Raw genomic sequence first — 20775 nt, 5'->3', positions numbered from 1 at the left:
CGGTTACTCGTCGCCGCCGGAGGTGTCCGGCCCCTGGCCGTCCGGCGCGGAAGTGTCTGCCCTGTCGCCCTTTTCGACCTTCACGGCGTCCCTGCGCTCCTGCCGTGCTTTTCTCGCCTCGGCGGCCTTTTCGGCCCTCTCGGCTTTCTTCGCCTTCCACGCGGTGAACACGCCGTCCCGCGAGGGTCGCTCGTCGGTTGCCGCGTTCTCGGTCTCGTCCGCGGCGACCTCCTCGCGATCCCTGTCGGGCACCGACAGCGGTCTGCCCTTGAAGGGCGGGTCGGCGTCCTCCCACCGCACCGGTCGGTCGAGCGGCGGGCGGTTGATCGCTATCGCTTCGGGCGACATGACGGTGGACACCTCGTCGATGGCGACGAACAGGGCCGAGTAACCGACATCGGTGGCGACGTCGCGCAGATTCGCGACCACACCTTCGCCGCGAAGGATGTCCGTGCCGTTGAACACCGCACTGGCCGTGAGACTCTCGATGAGGTTGAGGCCGATGTAGATCTGCTTGCCGACGAACCCGAGTCGATTGAGGACCGGGGTGATGCCCGTGCGCACGACGACCGTGAGGTCGATGAACGCGTCGTCGATCGCGTCGGCGAACGGAGTGCTGACGTCCGCGGCGGAGTTCGGTGCGACGGCAGGCCGGGGTCTCAACGGGGTGGACGAGGCCGTGTACTCGACGGCAGCGGTGACACGCACCGGTGCGGCCCGTTCGGCTGTGTCGACGGGTTGAGCCAGGACGGACGTCCCGGCGACTACCGCCACCGCCACGGCGGCGCTGGTTCGTGCGAAGAACTCCATGAGTGCCCCCCATGCCCCGCGCGGCGTGCGCAAGGGCGTACTGCTGACGCTAGAGAGGGAGCGAACCCGGGAGCAATAGGGGAAACCCCTCGCGTGAGGGCGTGGCGCACGGGGAGGGCATGGGAGACCACACCGATACCCGCGCCGAGGATGGGCCAGATGGGCCAGAAGTACCAGGCTCCGGTGCCGATCCCGACGGCCAACCAGACGGTGAGCACGATGACGACCATCGTCAGGTACCCGGCCGCATGGAGGGCGACCCCGCGGCGGGCCGCGGCGCGTCGGGCGGCATGCCGGCGCGGATCGTTGCGTCGCAGCTCCGCCACCGGCAGGTCGGCGGTCAGCTGCCGTAGGTCGGGGGCGGTGTGCGCGTCGTAGACCTGCCGCAGCCGGGCGTCGAACTCGTCGAGGTCGAGGTAACCCTGAGCCAGTGCCTGCCCGAGGAGATCGGCGGTGGCCTCGCGGTCGCGATCGCCGGCCCGCGCCGTCAGCGGTGCTGTCATGCGTCCTCCCTCATCTTGTCAATGACTAGTCAGAGCATGCCGACTGAACTAGGCACTGTCAAGATGGAGTTTCAGTGGCCCTCGGCGAAGGCGCGCAAGGATTCGACCTGCAGGGGGTCAAGCGACGGGCGCACCGTCTCACGGGCTGCGGCGACGTCGGCGGCAGTGACGTCGGCGGCGTCGATCGACCGTCGCATCGCGGTCAGCGCGGCCTCCCGCAGCAGCGCTACGCAGTCGGCGGCGCTGTACCCGTCGAGTTGGGCGGCCAGCGCATCGAGATCCACGGCGTCGGCGCCCTCGCGGGCCAGCGGCACCGACTTGCCCGCCGTGCGCAGGATCTGCGCCCGCGCCTCGGCGTCGGGCGGTTCGACGAACACCAGCTTCTCCAGTCGGCCCGGCCGCAGCAGGGCCGGATCGATCAGGTCCGGGCGGTTCGTCGCACCCAGCACGACGACGTCGCGCAGCGGCTCGATGCCGTCGAGTTCGGTCAGCAGCGCGGCCACCACACGGTCGGTGACCCCGGAGTCGAAGCTCTGCCCGCGCCGCGGCGCCATCGCGTCGATCTCGTCGAGGAACACCAGCGACGGGGCCGAATCGCGGGCCCGGCGGAACAGCTCCCGTACCGCCTTCTCCGACGAGCCGACCCACTTGTCCATCAGCTCAGCCCCTTTGACCGCGTGCACGCTCAGCCGGCCCGAACTGGCCAGCGCCCGCACGACATAGGTCTTGCCGCAACCCGGCGGCCCGTACAGCAGCACGCCGCGCGGCGGCTCCACCCCCAGCCGCGCGAACGTGTCGGGGTGTTGCAGCGGCCACAGCACCGCCTCGGTGAGCGCCTGCTTGGTCTCGACCATGTCGCCGACGTCGTCGAGGGTGACCGAGCCGACCGACACCTCCTCGGTGGCCGACCGCGACAGCGGCCGGATCACACTCAGTGCGCCCGCGAGGTCCTCCTGCCGTAACTCGGGCGCGTCGCCGTTCTCGCTGGCCCTGGCCGCCGCCCGCAGCGCCGCCTCGCGCACCAGCGCGGCCAGATCAGCCACCACGAAACCCGGTGTGCGCTCGGCGATCTCGCTGAGATCGAGGTCGGCCGACGGTACGTCGCGCAGCAGCACCTCGAGCAACTGCCCACGTACGGCGCCGTCGGGCAGGCTCAGACCGAGTTCGCGGTCACACAGATCGGGCGCCCGCAGCCGGGGGTCCACGGCGTCGGGCACCGCGGTCGTCGCGACGAACGCGACACCGGGAGTTCCCACCGCGGAACGCAATTCGGCGATGATCAGCGTCGCGACCGGATCGGGCGGCACCGGGAGCAGCGTGTCGATGTCGGTGATCAGCAGCACCCCGCCGCCGTCACGCACCGAGGCGACCGCCGAGGACACGTTGGCCAGCCGGTCCTCGGGACGCAGCGACCCCACCTCCGGGCCGTCGAGCTCGACCAGTCGGCGGCCACTGCACACCGTCCGGACCAGCTTGGTCTTCCCGACGCCCGCCGGACCCGACACCAGCACGCCGAGATTGGGTGCGGCGCCGAGCTTGTGGAGCAGCTCGGGCTGATCGAGGGCGAGCTTGAGCCATTCGGCGAGCCGGCCGGCCTGGGTGTGTGCGCCCTTGAGGTCGTCGAAGTTCAGCGTCGGCGCGGCCTCCTCGGTGACGACGTGCGTCCCGGTCGCCGCGCGCTCGGGGGCCGCCGCGCCCGCCTGTGCGGTGCCCCAGCAGACGAGCGAATTGGGTTGCACGCTCACCGGTCCCGCAGGGTCGACCTCGGTGACCGTGAGCAACTCCGAGGTCCACGTGATGCCGACCGACGCGGCCAGCGCGGCGCTCGCCGCCGACGTCGAGGTGCCCGGACCGAGGTCGCGTGGCAGCAGTGACACCGTGTCGCCGACCGTCATCACCTTGCCCAGCAGCGCTTGACGCAAGGTGGCCGGCGTGATCGACCGGGTCGCCAGATTGGAGCCGGTCAACGTCACCGAGCGGGCTCCGAAAACGGTGACCGGGGCGACCAGCACCGCGGCGTCCTCACGCAGGCCGGCGTTGGACAGCGTGACGTCATCGAGCAGTGCGGTACCCGTCGGTGTGCCGTCGGGGGCGATGCCCACCACGGCGGCGGTCGTGCGCGACCCGGTCAGGGACACCGCGTCCCACTCCCGGATGCCGAGGGCGGCAATGGCTTCGGGGTGCAGCCGGATGACGCCGCGGCGGGAGTCCAGGGCCGAGGTGTTCAGCCGCGCGGTCAGCGTCAGATGCGCCGTAGTCGGTGCCATCGTCAGCGCCGGGGCGGTCTTCTCAGACCCAGGCGCGCCATCGACCGGCGGTGGGGCTGGGCGCGCCGGATGGCCCGGCGTGCTGCGCGCTGCTGGCGCGGCTTGTCGTCCCAGACCTCCGGGTGCGCCGCGAGGAACCGTCGGGTGCGGATCGCGAACGGGATGTGCAGCATGTAGCCGAAGATGATCACCAGGATCACGATGTAGCCGTAGAGAATCGATGCCGCCACGCCGATCGCGAGCAGGGCCAGCAGCGGAGCGACCATGTTGGGCGGCACCGAGAACGTGTGGATCTTGCGCATCGGCAGCGTGCTGACCACCAGCAGCGAGATGCCGATCATCCAGATCACGACGGCCGGCTCGGACGTCCACCAGCCGTCGCCGAACTGCATCTTGGCGGCCAGCGGACCGATCGCCCCGATCGCGCCGGCCGGGGCGGGCATCCCGACGAAGTACTTCTTCTCGTAGTCGGGTCTCTCGAGATCGAGCATCGCGTTGAAGCGGGCCAGCCTCAGCACGATGCACACCGCGTAGAGCAGCACGACGATCCACCCCACCCGCGAGGTGGACAGCAGCGTCCCGTAGACGATGAACGCCGGTGCCACACCGAAATTCACGGCGTCGGCCAATGAGTCGATCTCCTCGCCCATCCGCGACGTGGCGTTGAGGGCGCGGGCGATGCGGCCGTCGAGCGCGTCGAGGATTGCCGCGATCGCCAGGAACGCCATCGCCTCGGTGGGCCGGTCGTCCAACGCGAACTTCACCGAGCTCAGCCCGAGGCAGATCGCCGCGACCGTCATCGCGCTGGGCAGGATCTTCGCGCTGACCACCGGCGTCTTGAGCAGCGGCTTGCGGGGTTTGATCATGGCAGCTCGGCCAGCACGGTCTCGCCGGCCAGCGTGCGCTGCCCGACGGTCACCAGCACGTTCGAGCCGGCGGGCAGATAGGTGTCGAGCCGCGAGCCGTAGCGAATCAGGCCGTAGGTGTCCCCGATGCCGATCTTGTCGCCCGGCTTGGCGGTGCACACGATGCGACGGGCGAGCAGCCCGGCGATCTGCACCGCGATCACCTGCACACCCTCGGGGGTACGGATCACCACGCTGTTGCGCTCGTTGTCGGCGCTGGCCGCCTCCAGGTCCGCGGACCCGAACAGGCCCGGGCGGTGCCGGACGGTGACCACCTCACCGCCGATCGGCGCCCGCTGGACGTGCGCGTCCAGCAGCGACAGGAAGATGCTGATGCGCGGCAGCGGCTTTGCGGGCAGGCCGAGTTCGCTCGGCGGCACCTCTTCGTCCACCAGGCAGATCAGGCCGTCGGCCGGGGCGACGACGACACCGGGTCGCGTCGGTGGCGTCCGGGGCGGGTGACGGAAGAACGCGGCGTTGGCGGCCGCGGAGGTGAGCCCGGCACGGCGAATCCAGCGATTCCGGCGTCCGGCCAAGGCGACCGCGAGGCTCGCGCCGACGAACGGCAGACCCGCGGCGTGCATCGGGGGAACGGACGTACGGATCAGGGCCGCCAGCCGCGCGGGGCCTGTTTTGAGGTCGGGGCGTCTGGCCATCGTGGGCCGATTCTACGGTGACCCGCTCCTAGCGCAGGTCCCACACCTGCACCCGCGAGCCCGACGCCACCTCCGAGGTGTCCTCGTCGATCTCGAGCAGGCAGTTCGCCGACGCCAGCCACCGCAGATGGTGGGAGGCGGGCGGGCCGTAGCTGGTGACGGTGTCGGTGACCGGGTCGAGCACGCCGCGCCGGAACTGCCGCTTCCCCCGCGGGGAGGTGAGGTCCTCGGTCAGCATCGCGGTGCGTCGCGGCCGGTCCGGATGCGTCAGGCCCATCGCTGCGCGCAACGCCGGGCGGACGAACACCTCGAAGGACACCAGCGCGCTGACCGGGTTGCCGGGAAGCGTGATCGTCGGGGTGCCCTCCAAAGAGCCGGCGCCCTGCGGCATGCCCGGCTGCATGGCGACCTTGACGAACTCGACGCCCCCCGACGGCCCGCCGAGCGCGTCCTTGACCACCTCGTACGCCCCGGCGCTGACCCCGCCCGTGGTGAGCACCAGGTCCGCGTCGTCCATGTGGCGCTGCAGCGTCTCCCGGAACGCGTCGACGTCGTCGCCCGTGGTCGGCGACGCGATCACCTCCGCGCCCGCATCGCGCACCGCGGCCGCCAGCATCACGCCGTTGGACTCGTAGATCTGTCCCGGCGCCAGCGCGGTGCCCGGGGACACCAGCTCGGTGCCGGTGGAGACGACGAGGACGCGCTGCCGGGGCGTCACGGTGAGCTCCCGCAACCCCAGCGCCGCGGCCAGACCGAGCGCCGCCGGCGTGAGCACCTGACCGGCCTGCAGCACCGTCGTCCCGGCGGTGACGTCCTCGCCGGCGCGCCGGACGTGCTGCCCCTCGGCGGCGCGGGCGCGGATCGTGACGGTGTCGACGGCGCCGTCGGTCGCCTCGACCGGGACGACCGCCGTCGCGCCGTGGGGGAGCGGCGCGCCGGTCATGATGCGGTGCGCGGTGCCGGGCTGCAGCGTCGGGATGTCGGTGCGACCGGCCGGGATGTCCTCGGTGACGGGCAGCCGCACCGGCGTTGCGTCGGAGGCGCCCGCGACGTCGGCGGCCAGCACCGCGTACCCGTCCATCGCGGAGTTGTCGAAGCCGGGCAGCGACACCCCCGCGACCACCTCCTCGGCGAGCACCAGGCCGAGGGCATCGGCCAGCGGCAGCGCCGCCGGCGGCCGCGCGGTGATCAGACCGGCGACCACCCGGCGGTGCTCCTCGACGCTGCGCATCAGACCGGGTAGCTGACGCCGGTGAGTTCTTCGGACACCGCCCACAGTCGCTGCTGCACCGCTTCGTCGTGGGATTTGCGGGTAGACTCCACCAGCACCGGATGCCCGACCAGCTCCCGGAACCCCGACGGTCCGTAGTACTGGCCGCCGCGCACGCCGGGATCGGTGGCCGCGCGCAGGGTGGCCAGGGCGCCGACGGCCGGGCTGTTGGTGACCAGGCCGGCGAGCTTGGAGAAACCGGGCAGCCCGGAGCCGGGCACGTGGCGCATCAGCTCGGTGTTGGAGATGCCGGGATGGGCGGCGACGGCGATGGTGGGGGCCCCCGCGGCCGCGAGCTTGCGCTGCAACGCGTAGGTGAACATCAGGTTCGCCAGCTTGGACTGGCCGTACGCCGCGACGCGGTTGTAACCGCGTTCCCACTGTAGGTCGTCGAAGTGGATGTCGGCCTGGATGTTGTGGGCGATGCTGGCGACGACGACCACGCGGGACCCGGCGACGGGCAGCAGACGGTCAAGAAGAAGGCCGGTCAGCGCGAAGTGGCCCAGATGGTTCGTGCCGAACTGCAATTCGAAGCCGTCGGCGGTGACTTGTTTGGGCGGGTACATCACCCCCGCGTTGTCGATCAGCAGATCTATCGTGGGATGCGCCTCGCGCAGGGCCTCGGCGGCGTTGCGGACACTCGCCAGCGAGGACAGGTCGAGTTCCTGCACCGTCACCTCGGCACGCGGGTGCGCCCGCAGGATCGACTCCTGGGCGCGGCGGCCCTTGTCGAGGTCGCGTACCGCCAGCACGACCCGTGCGCCGCGGCCGGCGAGGACGTGGGCGGCTTCGTAGCCGATGCCGGAGTTCGCTCCGGTGACCACGGCGATCCGGCCGGACTGGTCGGGCACGTTGTCAGCGGTCCATTTCGCGCTCATGGGGATCAAGATACTGAGGACATGGAACTTCTCGAGCCCGCGCACCCTCCGAGCAGGAAAGCGCCGGCGGTGTGGGCAATCGGGGCTGCCCTCCCGTGGGCGGCGGTGGTCGTGGCGCAGGTCGTGTGGATGGTCGTCGATGCGCGCCTGCTGTGGCTGCACGTAGTGGTCGCCGCGGGCACCGCCGTCGGGATCGTGGTCTCGGTGGTGGTGGCGCCGCTGTGGCGCTACCGGGTGCACCGATGGGATCTGGACTCCACAGCCGTCTATGTCAGGTCCGGGTGGTGGGTGCAGGAGCGCCGGATCGCGCCGATTTCACGAGTGCAGACGGTCGACTCGTACCGTGGGCCGCTGGACCGGCTGTTCGGGCTGTCCAACGTCACCGTGACGACGGCGTCGTCAGCCGGTGCGGTGCGCATCGTCGCGCTGGACGCCGACGTCGCCGACCAGGTGGTGGAGCGGTTGACCGACATCGCCGCGCTCGGCGCCGAGGACGCGACGTGACCGGCGCGGGCGGAGACGGCTGGGTGCGGCTGAGCCCGCGCATGCTGTTGGTACACCCGGTGCACGAGGTGCTTCGCCAGCTGCCGGTGCTGATCGGGTCATTGGTGCTCGGGTCGGCCACGGGCAACCCGTTCTGGACGCTGGCCGGTGTCGGTCTGGTGGTCGGCTACGGCATCGCGCGGTGGTTCACCACGTCCTATCGCATCGACGCGGAAGAGGTCCGGCTGCGCTCCGGCGTGCTGCGGCGTTCCACGCTCACATTGCCCCGCAGTCGTATTCGTTCGGTATCCACCGACGCGCGATTGCTGCACCGGCTCCTCGGCCTCAGCGTGCTCGAGGTCGGCACCGGACAGCAGGCCGCCGGTGACACGGTGTTCGCGCTGGATGCCGTGCCCGCACAGAACGTGCCACGCTTGCGCGCCCTTCTGCTCGCGGACTCTCTGGCCCCGCTCGCGGGCGACCTCGCAGGGAGTCCGCCCGGGCAGGTGCTGGCACGGTGGCAAGCGTCCTGGTTGCGGTACAGCCCGCTGACCGTCACCGGACTGGCGATGATCGCCGCCGCGTTCGGCGTTCTCGCGCAGACGGGAGTGCTTGCTGCGCTGCGTGACTCGCGGGTGGCGCGGTTCGGTGAGGGTGCTGCGCTCGCGTTGGGCGCAATCGGCACGGCGGTAGCCGCCGGGCTGGTGGTGCTGGTCGCCGCGGTGGTGGTGTCGGTGGCACGGTCACTGCTGACGTACGCGAACCTGGAACTGCGCCGCGACGGCGACGTTCTTCATCTGTCCCACGGCCTACTGCGCGTGCGGGAGCACACCTTCGACATGCGCAGGCTGCGCGGCGGCACCCTCCGGGAACCGGTGCTGGTGCGGCTGTTCGGCGGCGCGCGGCTCGACGCCGTGATGACGGGTGTCGGTGGTGGGGGCGAGGCGTCCCAACTGCTCCCGGCGTGCCCGCGGGCGACCGCCGAGGCCGTGCTGGCCCGGCTGATCGACCAGCCCGACGCGGTGAGCGGCCCGCTCACCGCGCACGGGCCGGCGGCGACTCGGCGGCGCTGGTCGAGGGCGATGGCGCTGCCTGCGGTCCTGGCGGCAGCGCTGTCGGTGACCGCGCTGACATTCGGGGTGCCGTCGTGGGTGTGGCCGGTACTCGCGGTCGTGACGGTGGCCGGCGCGTTGCTCGCCGCCGACCGGTCGCGCTCCCTCGGGCACCGCGTCGGTGACGGCTGGCTGGTGACGCGCGCGGGTAGCGTGGCGCGGCACCGCGACTGTGTGGCGGCGGCGGGCATCGTCGCGTGGACCGTTCGTCAGACCGTCATGCAACGTCGCGCGGGAGTGGCCACCCTGGTCGCCGCAACCGCGGCCGGCGACAAGCGCTACGAGCTCGTCGACGTGCCCGCCGACACCGCGTGGTCGATCGCGGCGACGGCGTCGCCGTGGCTGACCTCGTCCGATTGGGCCCGCGCCGCGGGATGAGAACCGCCGGGCCCGAGTTGCGCTGCATCGGCGGCGGTTTACTGTCGCACCATGGCGATCGGTGGAGTGCTCTTCGACATCGATGGCGTTCTGGTGACCTCGTGGCAGCCGATCCCCGGCGCGGCCGACACCTTGCGCACGCTCGCCGACAACCAGGTGGCGTGCGCCTATCTGACCAACACGACGACCCGCACCCGGGTTCAGATCGCCGAACTGCTGACCGAGGCGGGCATGGCGGTGCGCGCCGACGAGGTGATCACCGCCGCCGTGCTGACCGCCGACTACGTCCGCGACCGCTACCCCGACGCGCGGTGCTTCCTGGTCAACAGCGGGCAGATCGGCGAGGACATGCCCGGCCTCGATCTCGTCTACTCGACCGAGTTCACCGGTCCGCGGGCACCCGAGGCGCCGGACGTCGTGCTGCTCGGCGGCGCCGGACCCGAGTACACCCACCTGACGCTGTCATGGGTGTACGACTGGATGGCCCAGGGGGTGCCGGTGGTCGCCATGCACCGCAGCACCGCGTGGACCACGACCGACGGGCTGCGGGTGGACACCGGCATGTACCTGATCGGCATGGAGGAGACCTCCGGACGCAAGGCCACCGCGGTGGGCAAGCCGGCACCCGAGGGTTTCCTGTCGGCCGCGGGCCGGCTCGGCGTCGACCCGGACGAGATGTACATGATCGGCGACGACCTGAACAACGACGTGCTCGCCGCCCAGGTGGTGGGGATGACCGGCGTGCTGGTGCGCACCGGCAAGTTCCGGCAGGACACGCTGGACCGTTGGGCCGCAGACGAATTCGCGATGCAGCCCAACCACGTCATCGATTCGGTGGCCGACCTGCCGGAGCTGCTCGGCCTGTAACGTCGAGGACGTGACCACCGCGGCGCACCGCTCACGACCGCTGCGATTCGGACTGACCGCGGGGCTGCCCCGCGGCGGCGCGCCGTCGCGGGCGTTCGCCCAGCGTGTCGAGGCCGCCGGCATCGACGTGCTCACGTTCGCCGACCACCTGGTGCCGTCGGCCGCGCCGTTCGCCGGTGCCACCGCGGCCGCTGTGGCGACGACACGGTTGCGGGTCGGAACCCTGGTGCTCAACAACGACTTCCGGCATCCGATCGAGACGGCGCGCGAGGCCGCGGGCATCGCGGCGCTCTCGGACGGGCGGTTCGAACTGGGCCTCGGCGCCGGACACATGAAGTCCGAATACGACATGGCGGGGATCGCGTTCGATGACGCCCGGACACGGGTGTCGCGACTGGCCGAGGCGGCGGTGCTGATCCGGGCGCTGCTCGACGGTGACGCCGTGGACGTCGCCGGCGACCACTACCGGGTGCGGGCGTCCGCCGGTGAGCTGATCGCGCCGCCCCCGCAACCGGTGCCGATGCTCATCGGCGGCAACGGTGACCGAGTGCTGCAGCTTGCCGGCCGGATCGCCGACATCGCGGGTTTCGCGGGCATCTCGCACAACCGCGACGCCACCGCGGTCCGGTTGACCCACTTCGGCGGCGAAGGGCTGGCCGACCGGATCGCGGTGGTCCGCGACGCCGCGGGGGAGCGCTTCGACCGGATCGAACTCAACGCGCTCGTCCAGGCCGTCGTCGTCACCGACGACCGCCGGCGCGCGGCCACCGAGCTGGCCGGGCAGTTCGGGGTCCCACCCGAGACGCTGCTGAACTCACCCTTTGTCCTCATCGGCACCCACGAACAGATGGCCGAGCAGCTGCTCGGTCGCCGGCGCGCCTTCGGCGTCAGCTACTGGACGGTGTTCGACGAGTGGGCGGGCCGGCCGTCGGCACTCTCGGACATCGCCGAGGTCATCACGCTGCTGCGATGAGTTCCCCGACTCCGCGGGGTCGGACCTGCATGACCGAAACACTCATCGTCACCACCGTTGTCGACGTCGAACCCGCCGCGGTGTTCGCGGTGCTGGCCGACCCCGCGAACCATGCCGCCATCGACGGCACCGGGTGGGTGCGCGAATCCCTCGACGGGGAACCGCTCACCGGGGAGGGGCAGATCTTCCGGATCGCGATGTATCACGACAACCACCCCGACGGGCGCTATGAGATGGCCAACAAGGTGATCGCCTACGAACAGGACCGGACCATCGCCTGGGAGCCGGGACAGGAGGGCGAGGACGGACGGCTCGAATTCGGCGGCTGGACATGGCGATACGATCTCGAGGACACCGGACCCGGACAGACCCGTGTCGTGCTCAGCTACGACTGGTCGGGCGTGCCCGGGGAATTGCGGCAGCACATCACGTTCCCGCCGTTCCCGACCAGCCACCTGGAGAACTCGCTGGCGAACCTGGCGAAGCTGGCGTCAGGCCGTCAGTTCGCGCTGTAGCACCCGCACCGCCTCGATGCGCTCCGCCAGTTGTTCGCGGGTGGCCGCGGCGACGGGCGGGCCCCCGCACCGCCGGCGCAGTTCGTTGTGAATCCAGCCGTGCGGCCTGCCGGTGCGGTGGTGCGCCAGCGAGACCAGCGTGTTGAGTTCGCGGCGCAACTCGCGCAACTGCCCGTGGGTGGTCGGCGGCACCACCGCGCCCGACTCCGTGCGCTTCTGCAGCTGCTCATCTTGCCTGCGGCGCAACAGGTCTCGCATCGAGTTGGCATCGAGCAGGCCCGGAATACCGAGGTAGTCGGCCTCCTCGTCGCTGCCCGCAGGCGTCGCCGTCCCGAACGAGGCGCCGTCGAAGATCACCTGATCGAGTTCGGCGTCGGCGCCGAGATATTCGATCTTGCCCTCGCCGTCGTCGGGCTCGTCACGCTTCTGCTCGGCCAGTTCGGCGTCGAGCGGGTCGTCGAGCGTCTCGCGGTGCGGCTTGCCCAGCACGTGGTTGCGCTGCGCCTCCATTTCCGAGGCGAGCAGCAGCAGATTGGGCACCGAGGGCAGGAAGATGCTCGCCGTCTCACCGGGCCGGCGGGAGCGCACGAAGCGGCCGATCGCCTGCGCGAAGAACAGCGGCGTCGACGCGCTGGTCGCGTAGACACCGACCGCCAACCGCGGCACGTCGACGCCTTCGGAGACCATGCGCACGGCCACCAGCCACCGCGACGTGCCGGCGGAGAACTGCGAGATCCGGTCCGACGCGCCCTTGTCGTCGGAGAGCACCACCGTGGGCGCCTCGCCGGTGATCGTGGTCAGCAGATCGGCGTAGGCGCGGGCCGCCGTCTGATCCGAGGCGATGATCATGCCGCCGGCGTCGGGCACGTGCTGGCGCAGGCCGCGCAGCCGGGTGTCGGCGGCGGCGATCACCGCGGGCATCCACTGTCCCGCCGGGTTGAGCGCGGTCTTCCACGCCCGCGCGGTCTGCTCGGCGGTCAGCGGCTCCCCGAGGCGCGCGGCATGCTCCTCGCCCGCGCTGTCGCGCCACCGGGCCTCACCGGAGTACGCCATGAACATCACGGGCCGCACCACGCCGTCGGCCAGCGCGTCGGAGTAGCCGTAGATGTGGTCGGCCTTCGAACGCATCAGGCCTTCGTGGTCGGGCTCGTAGGTGACGAACGGGATCGCGCTGTCGTCGCTGCGGAACGGCGTCCCGGTCAGCGCGAGCCGGCGGGTGGCATCGTCGAATGCCTCCCGGATCGCGTCGCCCCAACTCTTGGCGTCGCCGCCGTGATGGATCTCGTCGAACACGACGAGCGTCTTGCGGTTCTCGGTGCGCACCCGGTGCCGCGACGGATGGCTGGCCACCTGGGCGTAGGTGACGACGACGCCGTGGTACTCCGAGGACGTCTGGGAGTTCGAGTTGGAGAACTTCGGATCCAGCGCGATGCCCTGCCGCGCGGCCGCCTGCGCCCACTGGATCTTGAGGTGCTCGGTGGGTACGACGATCGTGACGGCCTCGACGGTGCGCTGCGCCAGCAGCTCCGCGACGATGCGCAGAGCGAAGGTGGTCTTACCCGAGCCGGGCGTGGCGACGGCCAGGAAATCGCGGGGTTGCGCGGACAGGTACTTGACCAGCGCCCGTCGCTGCCAACCTCGAAGCGTCTGGGTGCTGGGCGCTGCGTCAGCCCGCACCCACGACTCCTTTCGATCGAATCGCAGTCTAGGGCAGGCTCTTCCGTGGCCGCATCTTCGCGGCGTGTCCGCGGGTCGGCGTGTCTGTCGGCTACTCGACGAAGTGGTTGTCGTTCTTGACGAACCACTCGCGGCGTTCCTCTTCGGTGAGCTCGCCGAGCTGGGCCAATCCCTCGAAGTAGTGCTCGCGCGGCGCACCGGGGGCGAACAGCATCAACATCGTCGCGGCCTCGTCGGCCTCGTTGCGGAAGCCGTGGATGCCGCCCGGCGGCACATACAGAAAGTCTCCCGCTCCGCCGTCGGTCCATTCGGTGCCGTTGTACAGCGACACCGTGCCGGAGAGGACGTAGAACGCCTCGGACATTCCGCGGTGAAAGTGCGGGCCGGGACCGCCGCCCCGCGGGGCGATCCGCACGCGGTACAGGCCGTAGTCGCCGTTCGTCGCCTCCTGGCCGGCCAGGTAGTGATACTGCACGACACCGAACGAGTCGTGGTCGGGCGGCTCGTCACCTCGCTTGAGCCAGGCGCTCGCCTCGGGCTGGTCGGCGGTGTAGCGCGGCGGGGGATAGGGCGGCACCTGCCTGACATCCCACAACGACACACTTTGCAGGATAACGAGCTCTTGACGAGGCGGGCCGTGCCACGCTGATCTTGGAATGGCCGGAGCACGCAGGACCTTTGTCGCGGTCATCGCCGTGGCGGCGGTGCTGCTGGTCGGTGGCGCCGTCGGTAGGCCCGTCAGTGCCGCCGAGGAAGCGGTCCTGATCCCGGGAGCCACGCTCTTCAAGAGGATCGATCCGTTCTACCCGATCATCGCCAGGAGCTACCGGAAGATCGGCATCAACCTGCACGACGACAGCGACCCGTCGATTGTCGACTACTCGCAGAACCCACTGGCCACCGACCGCGCACTGGCCGAGGGGGTCGAGCGGGCGGTCGCGGCGGTGCGCGCCGCCGGCGGTCCCGTCGTCGTGATCGGTGAATCGATGGGCAGCATGGTCGCCGCGCGGGTGGCTGCCGAACTGGCCGCCGGGGAGGATCCGCCGCCGCCGAGTGACGTCAGGTTCGTGCTCATCGCCTCCCCGGAGGCCGGTGTCGCGACGTGGTTCCGGGAGGGCGCGCGCATCCCGCTGGTGCGCTACACCGACCGTCGCATCCCGGTGACGCCGTATCCGACCGCGGTGGTGACGGGCGAGTACGACCCGTGGGCCGATCCGCCCGATCGCCCGTGGAACCTCATCGCCGACGCCAATGCACTGATGGGAATGATCTACGTCCACGGACCGCCCAGTTGGGACGTGGTCCTGGCTGACATCCCCCCGGAGAACATCACCGTCGACGGCACGATCACCACGTACTTCGTGCCGACCGAGCACTTGCCGTTGACCCGCCCGCTGCGTGATCTCGGTGTCCCCGACCGCCTCGTGGACGCGGCCGATCACCTCCTTCGTCCGCTCATCGACGCGGGCTACCGCCGCCACGATCAGCCCGGCGATCGTCGTCCGTACCTGTCGGACGGCAGGCTCCACCGCGCCCCGCGGATCCCCGACGTCACGACAGCGGGTACGCGACGCCCGTCAGCTCCTCGGACACCGTCCACAACCGACGCTGCAGCGCCTCGTCGTGCGACTGCCGACTCGACGAGACCACCTTCGGGTAGCCGCGGAGCTCGAAAGGTCCCGACGGGCCGTAGTACTGCCCGCCTTGGGCGGCAGGATCGGTGGCGGCTCGCAGGGTCGGCAGGGCTCCCATCGCCGCGCTCTGCGACACCGCCCGGAACACCGGATTCAGCAGCGGCAGGTGTCGGCCGAGTTCGGTATTCGACCCGCCGGGATGGGCCGCCAGCGCGGCCGTCGACGAGCGAGCGCCGCTCAGTCGCCGCTGCAGCTCATAGGTGAACAGCAGGTTGGCGAGCTTGGACTGGCCGTAGGCGACGACGCGGTTGTAGTTGCGCTCGAGCTGCAGGTCGTCGAAGTGGATGCCGGCCCGGATGCGGTGCCCGATGCTGCTCACGGTGACGACGCGCCCGGCCGGCGCCGCCATGACCCGGTCGAGGAGCAGCCCCGTCAGCGCGAAGTGACCCAGGTGGTTCGTGCCGAACTGCAGCTCGAAGCCGTCGGCGGTCTCCTGGCGCGGCGTGTACATGACGCCGGCGTTGTTGATCAGCAGGTCGATGGTGGCGTGGTCGGCGGTGAGCTGCTCGGCCGCGGCGCGGACGGAGACCAACGAGCTGAGGTCGAGCTCCTGCAATTCCACGGTCGCCGCGGGCGCCGTCTCCTGGATACGACGGACCGCGTCCTTGCCTTTGTCCAGATTGCGCACCGCGATGACGACGCGGGCGCCCTTGGCGGCCAGCGCCGCGGCGGTCTCGTAACCGAGCCCGGTGTTGGCGCCCGTGATCACTGCGGTGCGGCCGGTCTGGTCGGGGATGTCGGCTGTGGTCCAGTTCGTCATGTCGTCTCCTAGAATGGGGTGAAACGGGGCGTTCGCTCCGGTTGTCGATCACTATACGGAACGTACGCCCCGTTTATCTATTCCTGGAGATGTCGCGATGACCCGGCCACTGCGCGCAGACGCCGCACGCAACCGCGCCCGCGTGCTCGAGGTCGCCTACGACACGTTCGCCGCCGACGGACTCGCGGTGCCGATCGACGAGATCGCCCGTCGGGCGGGCGTCGGCGCCGGCACCGTCTACCGGCACTTCCCCACCAAGGAAGATCTGTTCCGCGCCGTCGTCGAGGACCGCATCCGCGGCATCGTCGCGTCGGGTCGGGCCCTGCTTGACGACGCCGCACCCGGAGAGGCGTTGTTCAGCTTCCTGCGGTCCATGGTGCTGCAGTGGGGGGCGACCGACCGCGGGCTCAGCGAGGCGCTCGCCGGGGTCGGCATCGATGTGAACGCCGCGATTCCCGAGGCCGAGAGCGACTTCCTGGACATGCTCGGCGCGCTGCTGCGCGCCGCCCAGGACGCCGGAACCGTGCGCCGGGATGTCGACGTCGCCGACGTCAAGGCGCTGCTGGTCGGGTTGCAGGCGATGCAGGGCTACAACGACGCCGCCGCGGGACGGCTCATCGACGTCGTGCTCGACGGCCTACGCGCTGGGTGAACAGCCTTGCACTCACCCAGGTCGAGTGCTAAGAATGCAGTTGGCACTCGCGACCGGCGAGTGCTAGGTCGGGTCGGTGAGGCCGGGGCCGCATCAGCGAGCACACCCCAGCCGTCCGTCGCGGGCACTGCGCCCGACCAAGACGTGCATCCCCAATCCGGAGGAAACACTTCGCAATGGCCAAGACAATTGCGTATGACGAAGAGGCCCGTCGCGGCCTCGAGCGGGGTCTCAACGCCCTCGCCGACGCGGTAAAGGTGACGCTGGGCCCCAAGGGCCGCAACGTCGTCCTCGAGAAGAAGTGGGGCGCCCCCACGATCACCAACGATGGTGTGTCCATCGCCAAGGAGATCGAGCTCGAGGATCCGTACGAGAAGATCGGCGCCGAGCTGGTCAAGGAAGTCGCAAAGAAGACCGACGACGTCGCGGGTGACGGCACCACCACCGCCACCGTGCTGGCCCAGGCACTGGTCCGCGAGGGCCTGCGCAACGTGGCTGCCGGCGCCAACCCGCTCGGGCTCAAGCGCGGCATCGAGAAGGCCGTCGAGAAGGTCACCGAGACGCTGCTGAAGTCGGCCAAGGAGGTCGAGACCAAGGAGCAGATCGCTGCCACCGCCGCGATCTCCGCCGGCGACACCCAGATCGGCGAGCTCATCGCCGAGGCCATGGACAAGGTCGGCAACGAGGGTGTCATCACCGTCGAGGAGTCGAACACCTTCGGCCTGCAGCTCGAGCTCACCGAGGGCATGCGCTTCGACAAGGGCTACATCTCGGGGTACTTCGTGACCGACGCCGAGCGTCAGGAAGCGGTGCTCGAGGATCCCTACATCCTGCTGGTCAGCTCCAAGGTGTCGACCGTCAAGGATCTGCTGCCGCTGCTGGAGAAGGTCATCCAGGCCGGCAAGCCGCTGCTGATCATCGCCGAGGACGTCGAGGGCGAAGCCCTGTCGACCCTGGTGGTCAACAAGATCCGCGGCACCTTCAAGTCCGTCGCCGTCAAGGCCCCGGGCTTCGGTGACCGTCGCAAGGCGATGCTGCAGGACATGGCCATCCTCACCGGTGGCCAGGTCGTCAGCGAAGAGGTCGGCCTCTCGTTGGAGACTGCCGACATCTCGCTGCTGGGTCAGGCCCGCAAGGTCGTCGTGACCAAGGACGAGACCACCATCGTCGAGGGCGCCGGTGACTCCGACGCCATCGCCGGCCGGGTGGCCCAGATCCGCGCCGAGATCGAGAACAGCGACTCCGACTACGACCGCGAGAAGCTGCAGGAGCGCCTGGCCAAGCTGGCCGGCGGTGTTGCGGTGATCAAGGCCGGAGCTGCCACCGAGGTGGAGCTCAAGGAGCGCAAGCACCGCATCGAGGACGCCGTCCGCAACGCGAAGGCCGCCGTCGAGGAGGGCATCGTCGCCGGTGGCGGCGTGGCCCTGCTGCAGTCGGCTCCGTCGCTGGACGAGCTCAACCTCACCGGTGACGAGGCCACCGGCGCCAACATCGTGCGTGTCGCGCTGTCGGCTCCGCTGAAGCAGATCGCCTTCAACGGTGGTCTGGAGCCCGGCGTCGTCGCGGAGAAGGTCACCAACTCGCCCGCCGGCACCGGCCTCAACGCCGCCACCGGTGAGTACGAGGACCTGCTCAAGGCCGGCGTCGCCGACCCGGTGAAGGTCACCCGCTCGGCGCTGCAGAACGCGGCGTCCATCGCGGCGCTGTTCCTCACCACCGAGGCCGTCGTCGCCGACAAGCCGGAGAAGGCCGCCGCACCTGCCGGCGACCCGACCGGTGGCATGGGCGGTATGGACTTCTAAGTCCTGCTCTACTACGGGAAGCCCCGGCTCGCTTGGCGAGCCGGGGCTTTTCGTTGTCCATCCCCAGTGTGGGTCCTATGCACAGGTTTGGGCGGAAAAGCGTGCACGAGGCCCACATTGGTCGGTCATGGTGGCGACGGTGGCCTCATGGAACCCTTTCTCGGCAGCGTCGCGGTGCGCGGCGGTCAGTTGAGTCGTCGCGCGCTGGCCCGTGGTCATCAAGCGTTGTACCGCGACGTCTACGTCCCGAACGACGTCGAAATGACTGCTCAGATCAGGGCGCACGCCGCCTGGCTCGCCACCGGTGCGCCGTTGTGTGGCGTATCTGCGGCAGCGGCGCTGGGCACGAAGTGGATCGATCCCTCGACCCCGGTGCAGATCCTGCGCGCCGATCGCCATGCGCCGCCCGGCATCACGGTCCACACCTGGAGTGTTGCGCCCGACGAGGTGTGCATCTGGGGTGGCGTGGACACAACCACACCGGCCCGCACGGCGTTCGACCTCGGCCGAACGCTTCCGGAGCGGCACGCGATTCCGATGGTGGACGCGCTGATGAACGCGACACGGGTCAGCGTCGCCGAGGTGCTCGCCGTCGCAGACGTCCACCCGGGCGTTCGCGGCTCGGCGAGGCTGCGAAAGGTCCTGGCCCTCATCGACGGCGGCGCCGAGTCGCCTCAAGAGACGCGGCTGCGGCTGATCCTGATCCGCGGTGGGCTGCCGCGGCCGGAGACCCAGATCGAGTTCCGCGATCTGCGGATCCGGGTCGACATGGGCTGGCCCGACTGGAAGGTCGCCGTTGAGTACGACGGTGCTCAGCACTGGACCGATCGCCGGCAGCGCTCCTGGGACATCGACCGGATCGCCCTGCTGGAAGAGGCCGGTTGGGTGGTGATTCGCGTGAGCGCAGAGATGCTCGGTCGCCCCGACGTCCTAGTCGAGCGCATCCGGTCGCGACTCCGTGCCGCGGGGTGCCCTGTCTGAACCGCGACTGTGGGTCCTGTGCACAGGTTTGGGCGGAAAAGCGTGCACAAGGCCCACAGTCGTAAGTACCGCGTGGATGAATTCGCCGCGCCGGTGGGTTCACCTCTGACATGACCACGATGACGGCGATCGGGGCCTTCGCGGCCGACTCCCTCGACGACAGCCTGCGCGACGTCACCGTCGACGTCCCCGAACTGCGTGCGCGCGACGTGCTGGTGCGCGTGCACGCCGTGTCGGTGAACCCGGTGGACGTGAAACAACGCGCCGCACTGACCACGTCGAGCCGGCCGAAGATCCTCGGGTACGACGCCGCCGGCGTGATCGAGGCGGTCGGGCCGGACGTGACGACCCTGTCGGTCGGCGACGAGGTCTGGTACGCCGGGGACATCACCCGGCCCGGCAGCAACGCCGAACTGCAGGCGGTCGACGAACGGATCGTGTCGCGCAAGCCCGCGTCGCTGTCGTTCGCGGACGCGGCGGCGCTGCCGCTGACCACGATCACCGCGTGGGAGTCGCTGTTCGACCGCTTCGGGTTGACCGCGGAGTCGACGGGCGACCTGCTGGTGCTCGGCGGCGCCGGCGGCGTGGGCTCGATCATGATCCAGTTGGCGAAGGCGCTGACGGGCGTGCGGGTGATCGCTACCGCAAGCCGCGACGAGTCCCGGGCGTGGGCGCAGCAGATGGGCGCCGACTTGGTGGTGAACCACCATCATCTGCGTGACGAGACGCTCGCCGCGGCGCCCGGCGGCGTCGAGTATCTGTTTTCGCCGCACTCTGCGGGCAACATCGACGACTACGAGGCGATCGTCAAACCGTTCGGCCACATCACCGCGATCGACGAACCCGAGGGCCTCGAGCTGGTCGGGCTGAAGGCCAAGAGCATCGCCTGGCACTGGGAGCTGATGTTCACCCGGGCGATGTTCGAGACACCCGACATGATCGAGCAGCAGCGGCTGCTGGCCCGCACCGCAGAGCTGGTCGATCAAGGACTGCTGCGCACCACGGTCACCAAGACGATCACCGACTTCTCGGCGGCCGGTCTGATCGAGGCGCACCGCGATGTCGAGTCGGGCCGAATGACGGGCAAGGTCGTGGTCACCCGCTGAGAGACGTCAGATCGACGGTCACGTTCATCGGGTCAGAGGCTCCGCAACAGCTGAGCGAGTGTGGATTTCAGCGCGGCGTTGTCGGCACGGGACAGGCCGGCGGTGACGTCGTGCTCGACCTGTTCGGCCAGGGCGGCGGCACGGCGCAGGGTTCGGCTGCCCTGAGCGGTGAGCTGCAGACGGCGGTTGCGTCGATCGTCGGGGGACACCGCCTGCTTGATGAGCTTCCGGTTCGACAGGTCGGTGACGAATTGGCTCATCGTCGTGCGGTCGATACGGAGCCGTTGGCTGGCCTCGGTCTGTGTGACACCGGGCTGGTGGCCGATGAGCAGGAGCACCCCGAAGACGCGCGGATGCAGGTTCACCGGGGCGAGCGCGGCCGCGGTGCGGTCCCGCACGATGGCGGCGGCCTGGTTGAGCAGGAAGCCCAGCGCCGTCTCGGGCCGGTCGATGACTGGATCCGCGGGATGTGCCGTCGCCATCGCA

Annotated in this window: 19 protein-coding genes and 2 pseudogenes; 10 read left to right on the top strand and 11 right to left on the bottom strand. The window is 70.2% G+C overall.

All coding sequences use genetic code 11. From position 1 onward, the window contains the following. Positions 1–3: 3 nt before the first annotated feature. The 7 genes and pseudogenes from MCHUDSM44219_RS13865 to MCHUDSM44219_RS13835 all read right to left on the bottom strand — a co-directional run bounded on the left by MCHUDSM44219_RS13865 (position 4) and on the right by MCHUDSM44219_RS13835 (position 7289). The gene (locus MCHUDSM44219_RS13865; protein ID WP_048418823.1) at positions 4–810 is read right to left on the bottom strand and encodes a hypothetical protein; all 807 of its coding nucleotides are present in this window, start codon (positions 808–810) and stop codon (positions 4–6) included. Between the two features lie 98 nt (positions 811–908). Then, positions 909–1313 (bottom strand): annotated as a pseudogene (locus MCHUDSM44219_RS13860) (DUF1707 domain-containing protein); the annotation flags it as partial. Positions 1314–1384: 71 nt separating this feature from the next. After that, a complete protein-coding gene (locus MCHUDSM44219_RS13855; RefSeq protein WP_048418822.1) occupies positions 1385–3580 on the bottom strand; it encodes an AAA family ATPase in 2196 nt (731 codons plus the stop codon). 2 nt (positions 3581–3582) lie between these two features. Then, complete coding sequence (pssA, locus tag MCHUDSM44219_RS13850; protein ID WP_048418821.1) at positions 3583–4446, bottom strand: CDP-diacylglycerol--serine O-phosphatidyltransferase; 864 nt, start codon at positions 4444–4446, stop codon at positions 3583–3585. Further along, on the bottom strand, positions 4443–5141 hold the full coding sequence (locus MCHUDSM44219_RS13845; RefSeq protein ID WP_048418820.1) for a phosphatidylserine decarboxylase: 699 nt from the start codon (positions 5139–5141) through the stop codon (positions 4443–4445). The genes pssA and MCHUDSM44219_RS13845 overlap by 4 nt, the downstream gene beginning before the upstream one ends. Positions 5142–5169: 28 nt before the next feature. After that, a complete protein-coding gene (moeA, locus tag MCHUDSM44219_RS13840) occupies positions 5170–6372 on the bottom strand; it encodes a molybdopterin molybdotransferase MoeA (protein WP_048418819.1) in 1203 nt (400 codons plus the stop codon). Beyond that, positions 6372–7289 carry an SDR family NAD(P)-dependent oxidoreductase gene (locus tag MCHUDSM44219_RS13835; protein ID WP_048418818.1) on the bottom strand — a complete coding sequence of 306 codons (918 nt, stop codon included), beginning with the start codon at positions 7287–7289 and terminating at the stop codon, positions 6372–6374. Before MCHUDSM44219_RS13835 ends, moeA begins: the two co-directional genes overlap by 1 nt. 21 nt (positions 7290–7310) lie before the next feature. Between MCHUDSM44219_RS13835 and MCHUDSM44219_RS13830 the strand changes: the two genes are divergently transcribed. The 5 genes from MCHUDSM44219_RS13830 to MCHUDSM44219_RS13810 are packed head-to-tail and all read left to right on the top strand — an operon-like array spanning position 7311 to position 11617. Then, positions 7311–7793 (top strand): PH domain-containing protein, encoded by a 483-nt coding sequence (locus tag MCHUDSM44219_RS13830; protein WP_048418817.1) that lies wholly within the window; start codon positions 7311–7313, stop codon positions 7791–7793. 41 nt (positions 7794–7834) lie between these two features. Continuing rightward, positions 7835–9262 (top strand): PH domain-containing protein, encoded by a 1428-nt coding sequence (locus tag MCHUDSM44219_RS13825; protein ID WP_048418939.1) that lies wholly within the window; start codon positions 7835–7837, stop codon positions 9260–9262. A 51-nt stretch (positions 9263–9313) separates the two neighbouring features. Next, the gene (locus MCHUDSM44219_RS13820; protein ID WP_048418816.1) at positions 9314–10129 is read left to right on the top strand and encodes an HAD-IIA family hydrolase; all 816 of its coding nucleotides are present in this window, start codon (positions 9314–9316) and stop codon (positions 10127–10129) included. A 10-nt stretch (positions 10130–10139) separates the two neighbouring features. Further along, complete coding sequence (locus MCHUDSM44219_RS13815; RefSeq protein WP_048418815.1) at positions 10140–11102, top strand: TIGR03621 family F420-dependent LLM class oxidoreductase; 963 nt, start codon at positions 10140–10142, stop codon at positions 11100–11102. A 29-nt stretch (positions 11103–11131) separates the two neighbouring features. Further along, on the top strand, positions 11132–11617 hold the full coding sequence (locus tag MCHUDSM44219_RS13810; protein WP_048418814.1) for an SRPBCC family protein: 486 nt from the start codon (positions 11132–11134) through the stop codon (positions 11615–11617). Here the strand turns inward: MCHUDSM44219_RS13810 and MCHUDSM44219_RS13805 are convergent. Then, positions 11594–13294: a DEAD/DEAH box helicase gene (locus tag MCHUDSM44219_RS13805; RefSeq protein ID WP_048418813.1), complete on the bottom strand. Its 1701-nt coding sequence runs from the start codon at positions 13292–13294 to the stop codon at positions 11594–11596. The two genes, MCHUDSM44219_RS13810 and MCHUDSM44219_RS13805, sit on opposite strands and share 24 nt — an antisense overlap. 91 nt (positions 13295–13385) lie before the next feature. Continuing rightward, complete coding sequence (locus MCHUDSM44219_RS13800) at positions 13386–13895, bottom strand: cupin domain-containing protein (RefSeq protein ID WP_048418812.1); 510 nt, start codon at positions 13893–13895, stop codon at positions 13386–13388. Positions 13896–13950: 55 nt separating this feature from the next. Between MCHUDSM44219_RS13800 and MCHUDSM44219_RS28920 the strand changes: the two are divergent. After that, positions 13951–14706: pseudogene (locus MCHUDSM44219_RS28920) on the top strand (PE-PPE domain-containing protein); the annotation flags it as partial. 139 nt (positions 14707–14845) lie between these two features. Here the strand turns inward: MCHUDSM44219_RS28920 and MCHUDSM44219_RS13790 are convergent. Continuing rightward, on the bottom strand, positions 14846–15748 hold the full coding sequence (locus MCHUDSM44219_RS13790) for an SDR family NAD(P)-dependent oxidoreductase (RefSeq protein ID WP_048418810.1): 903 nt from the start codon (positions 15746–15748) through the stop codon (positions 14846–14848). Between the two features lie 97 nt (positions 15749–15845). Between MCHUDSM44219_RS13790 and MCHUDSM44219_RS13785 the strand changes: the two genes are divergently transcribed. From MCHUDSM44219_RS13785 to MCHUDSM44219_RS13770, 4 genes are all read left to right on the top strand, one after another. Further along, positions 15846–16400: a TetR/AcrR family transcriptional regulator gene (locus MCHUDSM44219_RS13785; protein ID WP_048418809.1), complete on the top strand. Its 555-nt coding sequence runs from the start codon at positions 15846–15848 to the stop codon at positions 16398–16400. 176 nt (positions 16401–16576) lie between these two features. Beyond that, a complete protein-coding gene (groL, locus tag MCHUDSM44219_RS13780; RefSeq protein ID WP_048418808.1) occupies positions 16577–18202 on the top strand; it encodes a chaperonin GroEL in 1626 nt (541 codons plus the stop codon). Between the two features lie 147 nt (positions 18203–18349). After that, on the top strand, positions 18350–19183 hold the full coding sequence (locus MCHUDSM44219_RS13775) for an endonuclease domain-containing protein (protein ID WP_048418807.1): 834 nt from the start codon (positions 18350–18352) through the stop codon (positions 19181–19183). A gap of 110 nt (positions 19184–19293) precedes the next feature. Then, positions 19294–20289 (top strand): zinc-binding alcohol dehydrogenase family protein, encoded by a 996-nt coding sequence (locus MCHUDSM44219_RS13770; protein ID WP_048418806.1) that lies wholly within the window; start codon positions 19294–19296, stop codon positions 20287–20289. A 32-nt stretch (positions 20290–20321) separates the two neighbouring features. On the opposite strand, the gene MCHUDSM44219_RS13765 is transcribed toward MCHUDSM44219_RS13770, so the two are convergent. After that, positions 20322–20771 (bottom strand): MarR family winged helix-turn-helix transcriptional regulator, encoded by a 450-nt coding sequence (locus MCHUDSM44219_RS13765; protein WP_048418805.1) that lies wholly within the window; start codon positions 20769–20771, stop codon positions 20322–20324. Between the last annotated feature and the right edge of the window lie 4 nt (positions 20772–20775).

The organism is Mycolicibacterium chubuense (assembly GCF_001044255.1).
In the GTDB taxonomy this organism is placed as follows: Bacteria; Actinomycetota; Actinomycetes; order Mycobacteriales; family Mycobacteriaceae; genus Mycobacterium; species Mycobacterium chubuense.
The sequence above is the reverse complement of the archived record's forward strand: the minus strand, read 5'-3'. Positions and strand labels throughout refer to the sequence as shown.

Coding starts and splice junctions, on each gene's coding strand:
- MCHUDSM44219_RS13865 (WP_048418823.1), bottom strand. CDS start 810: ATGGAGTTCTTCGCACGAACCAGCGCCGCCGTGGCGGTGGCGGTAGTC.
- MCHUDSM44219_RS13855 (WP_048418822.1), bottom strand. CDS start 3,580: ATGGCACCGACTACGGCGCATCTGACGCTGACCGCGCGGCTGAACACC.
- pssA (WP_048418821.1), bottom strand. CDS start 4,446: ATGATCAAACCCCGCAAGCCGCTGCTCAAGACGCCGGTGGTCAGCGCG.
- MCHUDSM44219_RS13845 (WP_048418820.1), bottom strand. CDS start 5,141: ATGGCCAGACGCCCCGACCTCAAAACAGGCCCCGCGCGGCTGGCGGCC.
- moeA (WP_048418819.1), bottom strand. CDS start 6,372: ATGCGCAGCGTCGAGGAGCACCGCCGGGTGGTCGCCGGTCTGATCACC.
- MCHUDSM44219_RS13835 (WP_048418818.1), bottom strand. CDS start 7,289: ATGAGCGCGAAATGGACCGCTGACAACGTGCCCGACCAGTCCGGCCGG.
- MCHUDSM44219_RS13830 (WP_048418817.1), top strand. CDS start 7,311: ATGGAACTTCTCGAGCCCGCGCACCCTCCGAGCAGGAAAGCGCCGGCG.
- MCHUDSM44219_RS13825 (WP_048418939.1), top strand. CDS start 7,835: ATGCTGTTGGTACACCCGGTGCACGAGGTGCTTCGCCAGCTGCCGGTG.
- MCHUDSM44219_RS13820 (WP_048418816.1), top strand. CDS start 9,314: ATGGCGATCGGTGGAGTGCTCTTCGACATCGATGGCGTTCTGGTGACC.
- MCHUDSM44219_RS13810 (WP_048418814.1), top strand. CDS start 11,132: ATGACCGAAACACTCATCGTCACCACCGTTGTCGACGTCGAACCCGCC.
- MCHUDSM44219_RS13790 (WP_048418810.1), bottom strand. CDS start 15,748: ATGACGAACTGGACCACAGCCGACATCCCCGACCAGACCGGCCGCACC.
- MCHUDSM44219_RS13785 (WP_048418809.1), top strand. CDS start 15,846: ATGACCCGGCCACTGCGCGCAGACGCCGCACGCAACCGCGCCCGCGTG.
- groL (WP_048418808.1), top strand. CDS start 16,577: ATGGCCAAGACAATTGCGTATGACGAAGAGGCCCGTCGCGGCCTCGAG.
- MCHUDSM44219_RS13775 (WP_048418807.1), top strand. CDS start 18,350: ATGGAACCCTTTCTCGGCAGCGTCGCGGTGCGCGGCGGTCAGTTGAGT.
- MCHUDSM44219_RS13770 (WP_048418806.1), top strand. CDS start 19,294: ATGACCACGATGACGGCGATCGGGGCCTTCGCGGCCGACTCCCTCGAC.
- MCHUDSM44219_RS13765 (WP_048418805.1), bottom strand. CDS start 20,771: ATGGCGACGGCACATCCCGCGGATCCAGTCATCGACCGGCCCGAGACG.